Raw genomic sequence first — 16,588 nt, 5'->3', positions numbered from 1 at the left:
TTATAATAGTTGCACAATTCAATAAAATGTAAATTAAAGGGGGGATTCCTGATTTGGAGGTAAATGAAAATATCATTACAAACAAAAATATGGATAATTTCATTCAATCAATCGAACGGGATTTTTTTATTGGAAGAACCGAGGAACTTGAATTCTTTTATAACCACCTAAATTTTACTGACAACGATGTAAAAGTCCTGTACATCCATGGAACTGGCGGCGTTGGTAAGACATACTTATTAAATGAGTACAATCGTATTTCAAATGAAGAAGGTGTACTTTTTTTAAAAATGGACAGCCGAGATTTCCCTCAGACACCTGAAGGATTTGCGGATCATATACTTACCTTAATCGAAACAAATACCCACACACAGCTATATTCCGACACCTACTCCTTACGAAAATTCCTACACAGCTTATCAGAGTTCGCATCAGAAAAACGCATTATTATAGCAATTGATTCTTATGAACATATGGATGCCCTTGATCGGTGGTTTCGGCAAGTATTCATACAAAACTTGCCCTCCACTATCTTCGTGATAATGGCAGGTCGCCATCCATTATCTGGGGAATGGGTCGAATCACCAGCCTGGCGCAGTTTAACGAAAGAAATCGAGCTAAAAGATTTCACATTAGCTCAAACACGTGCGTTTCTGGATTATTATGGAGTCGATAACAGCCATATGATTAAAGCCATGTGGAACTTCACCGATGGGCATCCATTAACACTTACACTAGCTGCGCTAACAGACAAAGAATTTACAATTGGCACATTACACGAACAAACATCTCAAATCCTATTTGAACTTACACAACGTTGGTTACGAGAAGTGAGCGATGAATCATTACACCGCCTGATTGAAGCTGCTGCTTTATTTTATAGCTTTGACCAATCAAGTCTTACTGCAGTACTGAAGCAGGAAATCGACATACAAACATTTCATGCACTTACGTCTCTATCATTTGTTAAACCAGTTAAAAATGGTTGGGGAATGCATGATTTAATTAGGGATGCTATTAAAATGAATCTAAAATTGCGTCATCCTGAACGCTTTGAACGTTTTAACCAACGAAGTGCATCCTTTTTTTACAAAAGAACAATCACGAATCGATCACCTGCAGATATGGCCTCCTTTTTTTACCATTTGGGAGATGAGTTCATTCGTAGTGTTTTTTTCCAGGAAAAAATTGATAATTCGATGTATCTTGAGCCAATCGCAGACTATAATTTTCATGAAGTGTCTCGCTTTTTTGAGCATCGAAAAAGTGATTTCTCTGAAAGCGATGCTCAATTTTACAACAGGGAAACAAACGAATCCTATCATTTTCATGCATCACTCGAACATAACCGCAGAGAAATGGAGTTAATAGATGAAACATACGTTAAAAAAATAAACTATAAAGATGCCCATTTATTAAAAAATAAGGAAAATAAAACACTAGGGCTATCTATCATTGTGCCAATCAATGAAGCTACGCTCAAAGTGCTTGCCAAAGAACCTGTCTCTCGCGCATATTTTAGCAGACTAAATGAACAGGACAGGAAAGAATATAGCGTCCCTGAAAACGAAAATGCTGGCTGGTTTATCCGGTTCCTTGATTACTCGGATTCAACTGATACAGCAGCGCGCTCTTTTATGTTATATAACTTATTTCCGTTATTATTAACCGGTGGAAGAATTATTGTATCTACGCCATTGCCATTTTTTCAGGATTTGTTAGAGAAGTTTGGGTTTCTGAAGATCCCGGAAGCTACACATTACGATTATGGGGAAAACTACCCGTCCCTCACATATATTTTGGATGTTCGCGGCCAAAAATTAGCCAACTATTTAAAACGATTAACAGCCGGACATTCTGTACAAAACGAGATGGACGTTATTGAAACGACATTTTCTTTAACAGAAAGAGAAGTTGACATCGTAAAACTTGTATTGGAAGAAAAAGGGAATGCTGCCATTGCAAAAGAATTATTTGTGGCTGAAATTACCGTTAAGAAACATATCACACGGATTTTCAAAAAAATGGAAGTGAAAAACAGATCACAATTGGTAAAACGTGTTATGGAAATTATTTCATAAATGTATTTGCAGGCAGTATGAAACTGCCTGCTTTTGTTCTTATATAGGAAATTATAAACTTTAAGTACTGTGGAAACTGGACTTCCGAATCAGCGACGTCCAGCTCCGACGTACAGGACGTACTAGTGCCGGTTACGCCACAGGACGTGGCGTTCTCACCGGCCAGCGCCTAGCGCCTAGTGGACTTCCCTCCCCGTGTCTACGATAAGTCAACATCGAATCGCTTACGCTCTTCGTGTATCCTTTATCTCACACGGGAAAAGGAAGATCGACTAACACCGCCGCTTTGCGCGGCAACGTCGACCCACCCGCGATGCGCGGGCGCAGTCCATACGGCGCTGAACAGGCGTTTTCGCTTTTGCTCTTACTTCAGTAAACTTATCTTGCCGATTAATGGTAATTGTTTTTGCTTACCATTAGCCGCATTTATAATTCCCAGTACTACAAATATAAACCAGCATAGTGTGCCTAGAGGTAAAATTAGTAACCAGCCTATTAATGGTATAATTGTACCGATTACACTCACACTTACTCCAAAGAGAAATAGAACCAGGCCTTGATTTGCATGATACATTGCAAATTTTGAATCCTTCGAGGTTATCAGTGGAATGAAAAAGATAATATACGCTAAAATTGCCATCCCCTTATTGTCTTTCACATCCGACGACTCTTCCTCAACTGTACCATTAACATTTTCCGATTTGACTTCTTCAGCCATTGCAAACACCTCCTTATAAATACTATTCAAGCTAAGAATATTTTATATTACTTTATGCCCAAAAATTTATTCTGGTACGATATTGTGGTTGTAACAAAATAAATTTTCCGGATCATAGTCCCGCTTTATTTTGGCAAGCTTAGAATAATTACCTCCATACGTATTTTTTGTGATTTCTTCACCTAGTTTTACCCCATTTAAATAAGAAGCCTTCTGAAAGGAAAAAGGTATTAACTTTTCATAGATAGCGTCCATCCATTCCTGGCCACTAATAAGATCACCCTTGACTATTTCACCATCAAAAAGAATGAGGTAGCGTGCATCCCTTACAGCAAAAGCGGTTTCATCTGCTGAAACACGGTTCATTTGTCCATTAAGCATCCAAATTTGCACCATTGCCATCGGGAGCGGTGAACTTTCCATAGTATCAAAAATGATGTCAAGCATGGCTTCATCTAATTCTTTGAAAAACAGAGATGTTCCAACCACCTCAGCACCTTTAGGAACCATAGGATCGAGCTTCTTCTGCAGGTCTGTATATAGCATCATTCCTGTGTTATCCATTAAAGGTGTTGCCAGTTCCTGTAATGGCTCAATTAACGTTTTTTCAGCTTCACGAGTTAACTCACCCGCATACATGCCAGATACTGCTATTACACGCTTCCCATGCATACTTTCAGGGAGAAATGGTGCTGGAGGCAACTGCATTATTGCCGTGTTTACAGATATCTCATCTGGTGCATCCTTCATATAATTATCCAGCTTCTGAAAAATTTCTTTAGCATCTTTGTAATCGTACATTGTATCAATTGCTAATACATTAGGACCAACTGGGTAGAGCTGTAGTTCAAATTCTGTCACAACTCCAAAATTTCCACCTCCACCACGGATAGCCCAAAATAAATCCTGGTGCTCATCTCTATTAACTTTAACCAGATTTCCATCAGCCGTAACCATTTTCACTGATATAATATTGTCGCATGTTAATCCGTATTTCCCTCTCAAATAACCAAACCCGCCACCTAGCGCTAACCCTCCGATTCCTGTTTCTGATACGGTTCCTGTTGGTGTAGCAAGCCCGAATTTCTGTGTTTCAGAATCGATGTCACCAAGTGTGGCTCCCGCACCCACGATAGCTACATATCGGTTCTCGTCAACAGATACGGTGGTCATTTTTGATAAATCCAACATCACGCCTTCTTCACAAACGGCAGTTCCAGCCAAATGATGACCCCCACCACGAACAGATATATCCATATTCTGCTTTTTTGCAAATGAAACTGCTGATATCACATCTGCATCTGATAAGCACTCAAATATTGCAGCAGGATACCTGTCAATTAAATTATTCCATACCTTTCTTTTCTCATCATAGCGCTCATGGCTGGGCAAAATAATATAGCCGCTTTTATCCGTTTGTATCTTTTCGTTCATTCCTCATTACCTCCGTGATAATATTGGGAACTTTCATATGATTATAGAAAGCTTATCATAGGATTAACACGGTGTAATGTATACTTGGGTATACTTTTATTTATCAATTAATAGAAAACTTGGCATACTCTAAGCTTTAATGGCGAATACCATAGTTGCACTTATGCAGTAGTTTTGCCAAGTAAAACAGCGACTTGATTATTTTAATTCAAGTCACTGTTAATTAAAGTTCAATTAAGATATGGACTTACCTGAAACAGATCAAATATGGAATCGACAACATCCTCAAGATTCGTTATTTCTTCATCCTCAGACGTATCTTCCTCATTTTTCTGCTTATTCTCTTCCTCCGATTTCTCAGTTGAATTATTGCTCTTTTCTGTTTCAGTATTTGATTCTGACTCCTTTTCCTCATTATTATCAGTCGTTTCATCAGCCTTATTGCTACCGGCTTTTTCTTTTTCGTCAGACGTTGCTTTCTTTGCCGTCTCTGTAATGCTATCCTTCAAGCTTGATATGTTATTGGTTATTGTGTTGGTCTTTTTTTGGATAGATTCTTCTTTCTTTTTTAGGTTATTTACTTGTTTTTTAACTTCTTCTGTTTCTTTCGTTACCTTTTCAACGTTTTCCTGAAGTGTTTTAATATCCAGCTTCGAGTTGGTAGTTTCCTCAGACTTAGAGTCAGATTCTTCATTATTAGGTTCAGCCTTCTCTAATAACTTCGAGAACACTTCTGCTTGTTCCCGTGCACTTTCGTTTGCGGATGATTGCTCTTCAGTTAGCTTTGCAAGCTTTTCCTGTTTAGTATTTATACTTTTTTCAAGATCCTTTACCAACCGAGATGACTCGTCGACCAGGCTTGCAAACGTTCCAGAAACATTTTGAAACGATTTTAATTCGCTCTCCATTTTTTCCGTCAAGGCGATCAAATTGTTCAGTTTATCGGTAACTCCATCCTCTATTTCTTTTTTCAGTAGATTTTTAGTGTCTTCAATCAAGTTTACTAACTCATCCGATGGTGTACCGTTTTTTACTTTTTCATACGTCTCCGTTGCCTTATCTATTAAGTCACCAACCGCACCTAGTTTCTGTTTATCATTTTCCAGTTCTTTCTTTATTTGATCCAGTTTACTTTGCTCTTTATCCTTCTCTTCCAGAATTTCCTTTATTTTCTCTTTAGTCGTCGGACTATAGTCTGGTAAATTTCCACATTCGCTTTTATAACAAGCTTTAATTTTAGTATTCGGCAGGGAAATTTCCGAAACTGTTTGCTTGGAAACCTTCATGACAACATCTGATAGACAAACCCATCCAACTTTACTAGGTGCACATAAACCACCGATATTTGGAGGAGTACCATCTATTGTTTCGGCATACAGGTTCTGTACATGAATTGGACCTGGTGATTTAATTCGAATCACCATTGGTTCCTGTCCTTTTCCTGTTTCAAGTACCTTCGTAATGGTTAATCCGTGGATAATTCCCTCCTTAATCGTGACTTTACCCTGCAGCGCACCTACCAGATCCATTTGGCCTTCTACCTTTTTCGTTTCGATAATGAAACCGCCACTGTTGCCATTATCTTCGGAACTATTTTCACCTTCAGCCAAAACATTATTTGTAACTGCAGGCGCTAAGGAAAAGCCAAATACAAGTATGAAAATGAAACTGATTAAAGCAGTATTTTTCATTTTTTATTCCCCTAATTAACAAATTAAACGTACGCCGCAACGTTAAGCCTGGACTGTCTTTACTTCTTTCTCTTCCATGAATTCATTCGTTACATCATCCTGGTCTAGTTGTTCTTTATTTGGTACAGCTTCCGTAATGGTAACTTCTTGCTTTTCCCATGCAATAGACATTGCTCCACCAATAATGCCTATTACCGTTCCTATTACAAATCCTCCTAGTGCTCCCATTACTGAAAGAATAGACAAAAATATAGTGACTACACCAAACACAGTCGAAAATTGTGGGTATATATAATCTAAAATTCCCATAATCAAAATTAATCCACCAAACAAAAAGCCAACAAAGACAAAACTACCAGGTATGAAAGCGATAGCATAAAGGTGTAATGGTATATACAAAATCATTAGCCCTGCTAATAGAATTAAACTTGCTCCCCAAAAAGGTCTTTTGTTTCGCCACTTCTTGAATTTCCCGCCGTTAGCTACTTTACGATGCTTTCCCTGTAACTTTTCTTCCCTTTTTAACGCCTTTGCTTCTTTTCTGTTCATGAGTATCACCTCCAGAGGATTTATTGGTATGTCATATCCGGTTCATCGATTTTCTCAACATAAATTTTGGTACCGTCCAGACTGACCACACTTTGAAACAAATAGTCAGTAACTAATTTAGCATCCTTAATTGTAATCGTTTTTGCATTCTGCGACCAATTGGTAGAAAAATCATCGGTATTTTGTTCTTTAATTGCCAATTCTTTAAAGCTTAAATCAGCGTCAATCATACGGGCATCCTGAATCAGTCCACTGATTTTGGTAGGACCAGACGCACGTATATGAACTCTTACCCAGCCGCCAGTTGGCATTTGGATATCCTTATAGATGTGTAAATTTTTAATCTCCACTTCTTCTATCTTATTTCGGATCATTGGCTCAGCATCAGAGTTGCCAGTTTCACCAATGTGCGGTAATAACTGGAATCCTTTACCATTCAATTCATCAAACTCAACGTAAAAATCACCAATTCCACCAAGTGGTAGTGCAAACGCTGTTCCAGTGAACCCGAACACCGACATAAGTCCTCCTAGCCCTAAAAAGCCAGCAAACAAAGCAATAAAAAACTTCTTTTTCCACGTTTTACCTACTGTTTCTTTCCTTTCTTCACCCAAACTTCACACCCCTTTGCACCTATTATCACGCAACTAATTTATTGTTACCGCTTACATTTAAGAATGATAATTTCACTAAAATAACCTTTACATTTCCCTCCTCTTCTTCCTTTTTCTAAATTACACAAAAATTCTTTTAACAATAGTATAAAATACAAAGACTGCACAAAAAACCCTACAATTATAGGTAATTTTTTATATCGATATAACAGTACCCTATTTTTGTTGGCTCTAAAACATTGATACAAAATCTTCGTTCATTGAAAACTGGTTTATTTACTAACGTTAAAGGGTATTAAGAAAAAGGGTTTATATGATTCGTGTCGAATTTAATAAAATAACTGGGCAAAAATCACACTGATAATTGTTAATTGAAAGGGGAAAGAATGATGTCCCTAACTTTAAATAGTCAAATGATCAGATTATTTAATAGCGGTCTTAAGATCGTTAAGTCACATCAAAACCAGATCCTGCTTGAATGGGAGCATGTTCTTGCTCATTTGCAGGAAGGAGAAAAGTCAACTAAGAATGTAGAAGATACAATCAGCTTTTTTACTGAATATCTTTTTGCTAATGAGGTTGATGAAACAGATAAAGACCATTTAAATATTGTAACGCCCCGAATTAATGAGCCACTTCAAACAAATCAATTTATCATTACTTTTCTGGAGAATGCTGTACATAAAGTTATCCAGCAAAAGGAGAATCATTCCTATCATCACCATCAAGCAGTTCAATATCTGTTTTCGACGATTAGTGATGACATTCTTAAGCAACCATATCATCAATACTTTACGATTGAATCCTTTTTAAAGAATCTTGTCACTTCTAACCAATTACCAATAGAATGGGCGGCTATCACTATAAAGAAGGACCATTTTCATTTTGTTGAGAAATGGTTTAATAACTTGAGTCAGGATTTGTTACTGGGAAGCGATGAATTGAAGGCAGATACAGTTTATTCCTTATCTGAATTATTACTGAATCAAATGCCTGAGGATAATAAAGCTAAATATAATGTTTTGACGATTCCACATGAAGACCTAATACTATTAATATGTGTTGAACACCATGATACTTCTCAAATTATGCCATTCATCACCTATGCACTGCAGACCTATCAATATGGAAAGGATTCCTTTAAAGAAAATAAGCAAGAACAACAATGGAAAGATTCCGTAATCATGTTCAATGAAACCATTATGCGCTCCAGAACCTATAATGAGGCTGTGGAAAATATTACAGCTGGATTCGTCAATTATTTGCCTTTCGAAAGATGTGCTCTTTTTTCCTACTCTGTTAATGATCAAATGGGCTTTGGTTTATTTGGGCACCGCCTTGATAATAATGCAATTCAAAATATCACAGAGAACATTAGTAATCTGCCATTAATCCAAAATAACCTACAGTTATTGGAACTCTTCGGGAAAAGTGTAAGCTACTTACAACCGATTTACATGGAGGATGCTACTCGCGGTTTCCCTGATCAATATGTCCAGCAATTTGAACTTGGTTCTGTGGTAGTTGCACCAATCTATGTATCTTCCAGTAGCAAGCTGCTAGGTGCAGCTATTCTTGATCAAGGTCGCGGCAAATACTTTAAAGTTGCGCAAGAGACTTTCTCGGCACTTACAAAATTTGGCCAAAGTGCAGGAGAGATTCTATCCAAACATCAAAATAACCAACATGGTGACAAGCAGCATACAGGAGAATTACACTTGTCACCACGGGAAATCGAGGTTCTGCAGCTTATGGCTCAGGGCGCTTCAACCATTGAAGCTGCTAGTACTTTAAATTTAAGTGAATACACCGTTCGTGACTATATATCCGCCATTATACAGAAAATGGATACTAAAAATCGCACGGAGTCCGTCGCAAAAGCTATCCGTGAAGGTCTGATCTAGAATAACAACAAGTAGTGGGTAATATCCACTACTTGATTCAACCATTCCCCTACCATTGCGTCAGTTTTCAAGGCTTACTTTGCACTCCTATTAGCTGAGGCTAAAATCTCCTGTAATTTTAACGCGAGCCCCATGTTCCCCTTTATTTTCAAACGCCCTGTCATAAACGCTTGTGTGCCATTCAATTTTCCATCAACCATTTTCTTAAAATCATTGGTAAACATATTCATTGTGCAATCAGCTTTTTCTATCTCACCTTCTCCCGCGTAACTAATGCCATCACGAAATACGATATGGTATGTACCAGATTCATCACCGTTTAGATTAAACTGATACACTGCTTCCAACCCTCCTGCACGACTCGGATCATTTTTTACTGACGAGTCAATCTCCATAAAAATATCTTGTAATCCTGCCATTTTGCATCCTCCTTGAAAGAATTAGTAGTATATTAGAAAACCTGGCATTCGCTAAATTTTTGGCGAATTGCCTTAACTGCACTTATGCAGCATTCAGCAGACATGGTGGTTTCTTATCTACTAAAAAGCGTATAGCTAAACAAAAATAAAATAAATCCCTTCTTATGTCGTGTATCGCTTTCTATTCATTGAAGACTCTTTTCATTCGATTTAATCAGCCTTCTCGCTCGCATAATTCCAATGAGTTACTTTTCTCGCTTTTGGTCATACACCTTCCATGAGAAATCTCATCTTTAACTGCATTTTTTCATTTGATACGTCTAAATTTATGTATTATGTGATATCCTTCAAATTACTTGGATTTTCTCTAGTGAAACAGTGTTACCAAATTAACCTACGTTGTTACGATCAAGGAGCTATTTTTATTTACCCGGAATCTTCCAAAAAAGAATGAAGAACGGTTAAGTCCTTCATTCTTTGTATAGCTATTGTGATGATTAATCACGAGGTCTTTCTTTTAGTTCTTCCCCATTTTTCCCTTGGAAGCGAAGCCCCCATCCGGTTAATGCTGCAATAAGCATCACGATTACCAAGAACCAGCCTTGGAAAACAAACGGGAACACAGCAGTCGGCTCTACGATCGGCAGCCAATCATACTTACCTTGCATTGTTTTAATCGTAGACCAGCCCAATAACACTGGGGCACCCCAAGGAAATATATAGCCTAATGCAGATGTTACAGCATCAAGCATATTAGCCATGCGGTAACGGTGAATTTGATATTTTGTTCCTAATTCTTTAACAAATGGTGCAGCTGCAATCTCTGCTGCAGTGTTAATTGTTATAGCACTATTTAATAATGCAACAATACCCCAAATAGCAAGCTCGGCTTTGCGGACAGAATTTTTAATCCACTTAATTAAGCCTTTCGTTATTGCTTCCATTGTTCCACCTAATTTTAATAAATGAGCTGCTGCTACAATTAATAGAATAAGGATCGCCATATTAAAATAGCCAGTCAACCCGCTTACCAACGCACCCTCAACTATAGTACTTGAATCAGGATTAAAACTTATAATATCACCAAATGTTCCTAACCCTGCTAGAACAATAAGTGGGATAGCTGAAATAATTCCCCATGTTAACGATGTTAGTAGATGATGACCAGATAAAGCTAATATAAGTACAAGAGCAAACGGAGCGAGCATGATAAGCCCACCAGGGGTAGTCGATTCAATCATAGCATCAAGTGCCCCTTGATCTGCCTGTGTTTGACCGCCACCACCAAAGATTGCAAACAGAATAACTGCCGGCACTGCCGCTACAACCGCATATTTAAAACGACTGCGCACAACCCCAGGTACATCAGCGTCCTGTGTTGTTGCCGATACGATTGTCGTGTCAGATACTGGTGCAAGGTTATCACCAAATACCGCTCCAGCCAAAATTGCTGCAAACATGAATACAGGATCTGCTCCTACTGCAACACCGGCTGGATACATCAATGTACAAAATGCAACTGTAGTTCCATAACCGGTACCAACAGCAGTTGAAAATGTTGCTGCCAATAAAAAGGTTAATGCAACGAATAAACCACCAGTAAGTCCAGTTACAGCTCCAATCCATACAAGTCCCTCTACTAGTCCGCCAGCCTGTAATACTTGCGCGAACATACCTGCATAAAACCATGCTACCATCGCAATAACACCAACTGGCTGTGCTAGCCCATCAAATAAACCCTGTGCATAATCTTCCCATTTACTTCTACAAAAAAGTAAACCAAGCGTCAGGCCGATAACCGCACCCATAACCAGCCCAACTTCAGACGATAGCTTTAGTACACTAATCGAAATAGCCCAAACTACGAAAAACAATAAAGGTATAGCTGCCCCGACTGCCCCGAGTCTAAAGTCCAGTTTTTGTATCGTCTTGTCTCCCGTTGCTTTTTCTAATTCTTCGTTATCTGACATGTTCCTTCCCCCCAAAAAATTAGTTAATAAATGCTCTTCTAACTAGCTACAGAAATGGAACTTCTAAGCTTGGATACAAGTCTACCATAAGTTTTGAAATGTATGAATAGATAAAAAGGTATATTCTCCAATCAAATCATTCATACAAGGGGGCTCACTCCTATAATCGTACGTTATTCGGAAAAAGTGTCATTATTTATAGAAATTAATTTCAAATATAATGCTTCCAAATTGAGTCGAGAAACGATTAGTAATGTAAAGAACCACTGTTGCAACAGTGGTTCTCACAGTAAACTTATTCTTTTAGCTTGGACAGCGCATCAGCTAGTGCATTATTTTTAAAACCATCGTCGTCCTGCTTTTTCAAGTATTTATTTACATCTTTTTTGGAGACTTTATGCTTCTTCTCTTTTTCTTTTCGCTTATTGAAAGCTGATAATTTTTCACGATGGCCGCATTTACATGTGAACATTTTCCCTTCACCTTCACCACGAAGTTCTAAACGCTTATGACAATTTGGACATCTGGCATTGGTATGCTTAGCAATATTCTTTTTGTGTCCGCATGAGCGATCCTGACAAACAAGCATGCGTCCATTCTTATTCTTAATTTCCAGCATTAATTTTCCACAGTCAGGACATTTCGTCCCTGTCATATTATCGTGCTTGAACGTTTCATCACTGTTTTTAATTTGCTGTACAACATCTTTCGCATAGCTCTTCATTTCTTTAATAAAACGATTTTTATCAAGCTTTCCTTCAGCAATTTGGCCAAGTTTATTTTCCCATTCTGCTGTAAGTGCCGGTGATTGCAGATCTTCAGGGACAAGATCAAGTAGCTGTCTACCTTTTGAGGTTATAAAAATGTGTTTTCCACGCATTTCCATCAGCTGATTATTAAATAGCTTTTCGATAATATCGGCACGTGTCGCAACTGTTCCAAGACCGCCAACTTGGTTAATTGTCTTTGCTAAGTGCTTTTCATCAGAACTCATATAACGGACAGGATTTTCCATTGCCTGAAGTAACCCACCTTCTGTGAAACGCTCGGGCGGTTTTGTTTCACCACTCGTCTGGGTCATTTTTACATTGAAAAAGGATTCTCCTTGTTGGATAGCTGGTAACTGCATTTCTGAAGTATTATTATCCTGATAAATTTCTTTCCATCCTAATTTTTTAACGATGTTTCCTTTAGTCGTGAAGCGTTCACTGTCAATTTTTGCTTCGATTGTTGTCTGCTCGTATTCATATGGATCAGCCAGTACAGCTAAAAACCGCTTAACAACAAGGTCATAAATTTTACGTTCTTTATCATTCAATTCTGCTAAATTAACCGGTTGCTCCGTTGGGATAATTGCATGGTGATCGGAAACTTTTGTATTATCAACAACGGTTTTTGGCAGCTTCCATTCGCGCTTCATCACTTTATTAGCAAATCGTGCATACTCATCAACACCACATGCCTTAACGCGCTCCTTCAATGTTGGAACAATATCAGTCGAGATAACTCTTGAATCTGTCCGTGGATACGTGAGCACCTTATGCTGCTCATATAGTTTCTGCATCAGGGATAATGTTTGCTTTCCGGAATATCCAAAAATGCGGTTTGCATCACGCTGCAGTTCCGTCAAATCATACAACTGTGGTGCATATTTTTTCTTATAGGACTTATCAACGTTGACCACTTTTGCAGCTTTGGTTTTCAACTGATTGTATAATGTATCAGCCTTTTCTTTGGAAAAAATACGACTGTTATTTTTTGCATCCTGCCATGTCAGTGTAACGCCGTTTGAAGTTTTTGCTTCAATTCCATAAAACTTTTGTGGCTGGAATTCTCGAATTTCTTTTTCTCTCGCTGCGATCATTGCAAGCGTCGGTGTCTGCACACGTCCGGTGGATAGCTGCGCATTGAACTTGGTTGTCAACGCTCTAGTTGCATTCAAACCGACATACCAGTCCGCTTCAGAACGTGCCACTGCTGAAGCATATAAGTTTTCATATTTCCCGCCTGGCTTTAGCTGCTTGAAACCGTCACGAATTGCTTTATCTGTAACAGATGAAATCCACAGCCTCTTCACAGGCTTTTTAACACGGGCTTTTTCGATGATCCACCTTGCAACTAATTCACCTTCTCGGCCGGCATCTGTTGCAATGACAATATCCTGCACATCATTTCTGTTCATTTGTGTTTTCACCGTGCTGAATTGCTTACCGGACTTTTTTATTACAACCAGTTTCAGTTCTGAGGGAAGCATCGGTAGATCATCTAAACGCCATGTCTTTAGTTTTTCGTCATATACTTCCGGGTCTGCCAGGGTAACTAAATGCCCAAGCGCCCATGTCACTATATAGTTTGATCCTTCAAGGTAGCCGTTACCTTTTTTATGGCAGTTCAGCACTCTGGCAATGTCTCTGCCTACAGAAGGTTTCTCAGCTAATACAATTGTTTTGCCCATTTTAAAAAATCCTTTCTTATTTAACGACTCTCTAATGTTACTTTACCATAATTAAACTAACTTTGTGGACGGTCACAACTCATTATTATATCCATACAATAATTTAGATAATTGCAGAAAGGAAATTGATATGAATGCTCTTTCATGCTGGGTTAATACTTTTAATTATTGGAGTAAGTATTGATGGATTTGGAGTTGGAATCACCTATGGGATGCGGCAAATTCGTGTTCCGTTTCTTGCTTTAAGTATTATTATGCTCTGTTCTGGATTAATAGTTTTTATTTCAATGACCATCGGTAACATGCTTAGGTCATTTATTACACCCGACATAGCTGAAATAATTGGCGGTGTTATTCTGCTTTTAATTGGTTTATTTTGTTTATACAATGTTACACGTTCAAAAAGTGAAGCAGCTTCTGAGATGGATTTGAATGATGAAGCATGGGACAATTTTAAAACTGTTATGAAACAGCCCGTTCAGGCAGATCTGGACCAGTCCGGGAGTATTTCAGCTAACGAAGCGCTGCTTTTGGGATTTGCACTAGCTATTGATGCCTTTGGTGCTGGTCTTGGAGCCGCCATGTTAGGCTATTCACCAGTCATAACTGCTGTTTCAATAGCATTCATGAGCGGAGTATTCGTATTATGTGGACTCCATTTAGGTATTTTTTTAGCAACAAAAAAATGGATGCAACGGTGTGCACTATTACCTCCATTTTTACTGATTATGCTAGGGATATCTAATTTGATATGAACTACAGTGCCTTTACCTGCCCACCGTCAATAATAAGCGACTGCCCGGTAATATATGTATTAGCACGAGATGCGAGAAATACGATTGCCTTTGCAAATTCATCTGGGTCTCCGTATCGCTTCATTGGTATTTGCTCTACCGCTTCCTGTTTGACCTCTTCAACTGAAACACCTTGTTCAACTGACTTTTTCTGATTTAATTCCAGTACACGATCTGTTTCAATTGTTCCTGGGCCCACTGTATTTATTAAAATATTATCTTCAGCGAATTCTCGCGCAAGACTCTTAGCAAGGCCAACAATTGCAGGTCGCATCGTATTGGACAAAATAAGATTATCCAGACTTTGTTTAATTGATGAAGAAGCAATATTTACGATATGGCCAATCTCCTGTTTTTTCATATAAGGAATGACCTCGCGCGTTGTTCGAATAAAACTTAATAGATTCAGTTCAAACGCATGGTACCAATCCTCATCTGACATGTCAGCAAACTTTCCAGCTGGTGGCCCTCCTGCATTATTGACTAAAACATCGACAGTCCCATTTACAGCTACCGCATGCTCTGCCATCTGCCTGATTTCCTCAGCATTTTTCATATCACAAACAATATAACTGACACTCTCATTACCCGTCTCCTGCTTAATCTCCTTAACAGTACTTGCAAGAGCAGATTCACTTCGACTGCTTATAAAAACGTATGCGCCCTCCTGTGCGAATTCAGTAGCAATTGCTTTTCCAAGGCCTTTGCTGGCAGCTGTTACAAGAACTGATTTTCCTTTCAGTTGAAGATCCATCCTAATCACATCCCTTTCAACAGATTGTTCATAAAAACCCGGAATCCTTCATAAAGGGACTCCGGGTTCTACAGTTTTAGTTCTTTTATTATAACATTGAAAGTATCCAGCCAATAACTACAATTGCACCTATTACCATTAAAATTGTCCGTATCATAAATTTCACCCTTTCAACTTTGTGCATATCATTAAAATACCCATTAAATTAAAAGTGAAAACATCATACAATTACATTTAACAGCACCGTTACTGTAACTATACTGATAAGCGTTGTCACAAGCGTAATACTGGAAACAAGATCAGGCTCTGAATCAAACTCAATCGCATACATCGTTGTTGTTGCCGCGCTTGGCATTGCCGCAACAATTATGATAACCGATGCAAGTACTTGTTCCACTGGCAAAATCCAGACAAATAAGAATGCAAGCAATGGTGAGACGACCATACGAACACCCATTGCTGACAGAATAACCTGCCAATTAAATTTTAATGAAGTGATCGAAGCAAGCTGCATTCCGAGCATCACCATCATTAATGGAATTGCCGCGTCGGCCACCATTGTCAAAGTGGAATAAACTGAGTCCGGAATTTCCCAGGGAATTGCCTGGAAAAGAAACGCCAATACCGCCGCATACGTAGCAGGCATCTTAAAAATAGTGTTAAATGCCCGTGAAAAGCCACTTGTACTACGTGATGCATAGTATACTCCAAAAACATTCATAACCAGCGACTGGAGCACCATAAAAAATATCGCATACGGCATTGCGGCCTCACCGATACTGTATAGTATGACTGGTACACCATAATTACCACCATTCATGAATGCCGTAGTCAAAATCGAAGCACTTTCAACGGATTGATTCCATTTAAAAATCCGTGCAAGAACTTTATTGATAACGATCATCATAAATAATAGAAAAAATGCAAATACAATAATATAAGTATATCCCTGATTAAAACTCGAATCATACAATGTTGTAAAAACCAATGCAGGCAGGAAAATGTATATCGAAGTCGTTGCCAATGACTTTACATCAAGAATACGAATTCGCTGCAAAATAAACCCAGAACCAAAAACCGCCATAATCGGCAGTACAACCTGAAAAAACAACCCCATAAACACAACTCTCCAATTAACCTAATATCCACTAAGTTTATCACATGTGTGTTAGCAGCCTGAATTTTGGTGCCTGTCACTTCCCGGT

General features: G+C 38.5%; 13 protein-coding genes. 3 read left to right on the top strand and 10 right to left on the bottom strand.

Features of this window, described 5'->3' with window-relative positions:
- The first annotated feature begins 53 nt into the window (after nt 1–53).
- Complete coding sequence (locus ACE1TG_RS07080; protein WP_375051668.1) at nt 54–2,081, top strand: LuxR C-terminal-related transcriptional regulator; 2,028 nt, start codon at nt 54–56, stop codon at nt 2,079–2,081.
- A 364-nt stretch (nt 2,082–2,445) separates the two neighbouring features.
- On the opposite strand, the gene ACE1TG_RS07075 is transcribed toward ACE1TG_RS07080, so the two are convergent.
- From ACE1TG_RS07075 to ACE1TG_RS07055, 5 genes are all read right to left on the bottom strand, one after another.
- Nucleotides 2,446–2,799 (bottom strand): DUF4870 domain-containing protein, encoded by a 354-nt coding sequence (locus tag ACE1TG_RS07075; protein WP_375051667.1) that lies wholly within the window; start codon nt 2,797–2,799, stop codon nt 2,446–2,448.
- Between the two features lie 66 nt (nt 2,800–2,865).
- Complete coding sequence (locus ACE1TG_RS07070; protein WP_375051666.1) at nt 2,866–4,233, bottom strand: FAD-binding oxidoreductase; 1,368 nt, start codon at nt 4,231–4,233, stop codon at nt 2,866–2,868.
- Between the two features lie 230 nt (nt 4,234–4,463).
- Nucleotides 4,464–5,924: a coiled-coil domain-containing protein gene (locus ACE1TG_RS07065; RefSeq protein ID WP_375051665.1), complete on the bottom strand. Its 1,461-nt coding sequence runs from the start codon at nt 5,922–5,924 to the stop codon at nt 4,464–4,466.
- A gap of 42 nt (nt 5,925–5,966) precedes the next feature.
- On the bottom strand, nt 5,967–6,473 hold the full coding sequence (locus ACE1TG_RS07060; RefSeq protein WP_375051664.1) for a DUF6114 domain-containing protein: 507 nt from the start codon (nt 6,471–6,473) through the stop codon (nt 5,967–5,969).
- Between the two features lie 20 nt (nt 6,474–6,493).
- Nucleotides 6,494–7,087 carry a DUF6230 family protein gene (locus ACE1TG_RS07055; RefSeq protein ID WP_375051663.1) on the bottom strand — a complete coding sequence of 198 codons (594 nt, stop codon included), beginning with the start codon at nt 7,085–7,087 and terminating at the stop codon, nt 6,494–6,496.
- A gap of 413 nt (nt 7,088–7,500) precedes the next feature.
- Here ACE1TG_RS07055 and ACE1TG_RS07050 point away from each other — a divergent pair, with 413 nt between their 5' ends.
- Nucleotides 7,501–8,991: a response regulator transcription factor gene (locus ACE1TG_RS07050; RefSeq protein WP_375051662.1), complete on the top strand. Its 1,491-nt coding sequence runs from the start codon at nt 7,501–7,503 to the stop codon at nt 8,989–8,991.
- A 74-nt stretch (nt 8,992–9,065) separates the two neighbouring features.
- On the opposite strand, the gene ACE1TG_RS07045 is transcribed toward ACE1TG_RS07050, so the two are convergent.
- The 3 genes from ACE1TG_RS07045 to ACE1TG_RS07035 form a co-directional block, all read right to left on the bottom strand.
- Complete coding sequence (locus tag ACE1TG_RS07045; protein ID WP_375051661.1) at nt 9,066–9,410, bottom strand: SCP2 sterol-binding domain-containing protein; 345 nt, start codon at nt 9,408–9,410, stop codon at nt 9,066–9,068.
- A 497-nt stretch (nt 9,411–9,907) separates the two neighbouring features.
- Entirely contained in the window at nt 9,908–11,380 is a 1,473-nt protein-coding gene (locus ACE1TG_RS07040) for a Na+/H+ antiporter NhaC family protein (RefSeq protein WP_375051660.1), read from the bottom strand.
- 295 nt (nt 11,381–11,675) lie between these two features.
- Nucleotides 11,676–13,835, bottom strand: a complete 2,160-nt coding sequence (locus ACE1TG_RS07035) for a DNA topoisomerase III (RefSeq protein ID WP_375051659.1) — start codon at nt 13,833–13,835, stop codon at nt 11,676–11,678.
- 134 nt (nt 13,836–13,969) lie between these two features.
- Here ACE1TG_RS07035 and ytaF point away from each other — a divergent pair, with 134 nt between their 5' ends.
- The gene (gene ytaF, locus ACE1TG_RS07030; protein WP_375051658.1) at nt 13,970–14,590 is read left to right on the top strand and encodes a sporulation membrane protein YtaF; all 621 of its coding nucleotides are present in this window, start codon (nt 13,970–13,972) and stop codon (nt 14,588–14,590) included.
- A gap of 1 nt (nt 14,591) precedes the next feature.
- Here the strand turns inward: ytaF and ACE1TG_RS07025 are convergent, their stop codons facing one another.
- A complete protein-coding gene (locus ACE1TG_RS07025) occupies nt 14,592–15,383 on the bottom strand; it encodes an SDR family oxidoreductase (protein ID WP_375051657.1) in 792 nt (263 codons plus the stop codon).
- Nucleotides 15,384–15,603: 220 nt separating this feature from the next.
- Nucleotides 15,604–16,500: an AEC family transporter gene (locus ACE1TG_RS07020; RefSeq protein ID WP_375051656.1), complete on the bottom strand. Its 897-nt coding sequence runs from the start codon at nt 16,498–16,500 to the stop codon at nt 15,604–15,606.
- Between the last annotated feature and the right edge of the window lie 88 nt (nt 16,501–16,588).

It is taken from the genome of Virgibacillus sp. JSM 102003 (genome assembly GCF_041949995.1).
GTDB lineage: Bacteria > Bacillota > Bacilli > Bacillales > Amphibacillaceae > Lentibacillus.
The sequence above is the reverse complement of the archived record's forward strand: the minus strand, read 5'-3'. Positions and strand labels throughout refer to the sequence as shown.

Excerpts from the sequence above, each read along its gene's own strand:
- ACE1TG_RS07075 (WP_375051667.1), bottom strand. The coding sequence starts at position 2,799 with ATGGCTGAAGAAGTCAAATCGGAAAATGTTAATGGTACAGTTGAGGAA.
- ACE1TG_RS07070 (WP_375051666.1), bottom strand. The coding sequence starts at position 4,233 with ATGAACGAAAAGATACAAACGGATAAAAGCGGCTATATTATTTTGCCC.
- ACE1TG_RS07065 (WP_375051665.1), bottom strand. The coding sequence starts at position 5,924 with ATGAAAAATACTGCTTTAATCAGTTTCATTTTCATACTTGTATTTGGC.
- ACE1TG_RS07060 (WP_375051664.1), bottom strand. The coding sequence starts at position 6,473 with ATGAACAGAAAAGAAGCAAAGGCGTTAAAAAGGGAAGAAAAGTTACAG.
- ACE1TG_RS07050 (WP_375051662.1), top strand. The coding sequence starts at position 7,501 with ATGATCAGATTATTTAATAGCGGTCTTAAGATCGTTAAGTCACATCAA.
- ACE1TG_RS07045 (WP_375051661.1), bottom strand. The coding sequence starts at position 9,410 with ATGGCAGGATTACAAGATATTTTTATGGAGATTGACTCGTCAGTAAAA.
- ACE1TG_RS07040 (WP_375051660.1), bottom strand. The coding sequence starts at position 11,380 with ATGTCAGATAACGAAGAATTAGAAAAAGCAACGGGAGACAAGACGATA.
- ACE1TG_RS07035 (WP_375051659.1), bottom strand. The coding sequence starts at position 13,835 with ATGGGCAAAACAATTGTATTAGCTGAGAAACCTTCTGTAGGCAGAGAC.
- ytaF (WP_375051658.1), top strand. The coding sequence starts at position 13,970 with ATGCTCTTTCATGCTGGGTTAATACTTTTAATTATTGGAGTAAGTATT.
- ACE1TG_RS07025 (WP_375051657.1), bottom strand. The coding sequence starts at position 15,383 with ATGGATCTTCAACTGAAAGGAAAATCAGTTCTTGTAACAGCTGCCAGC.
- ACE1TG_RS07020 (WP_375051656.1), bottom strand. The coding sequence starts at position 16,500 with ATGGGGTTGTTTTTTCAGGTTGTACTGCCGATTATGGCGGTTTTTGGT.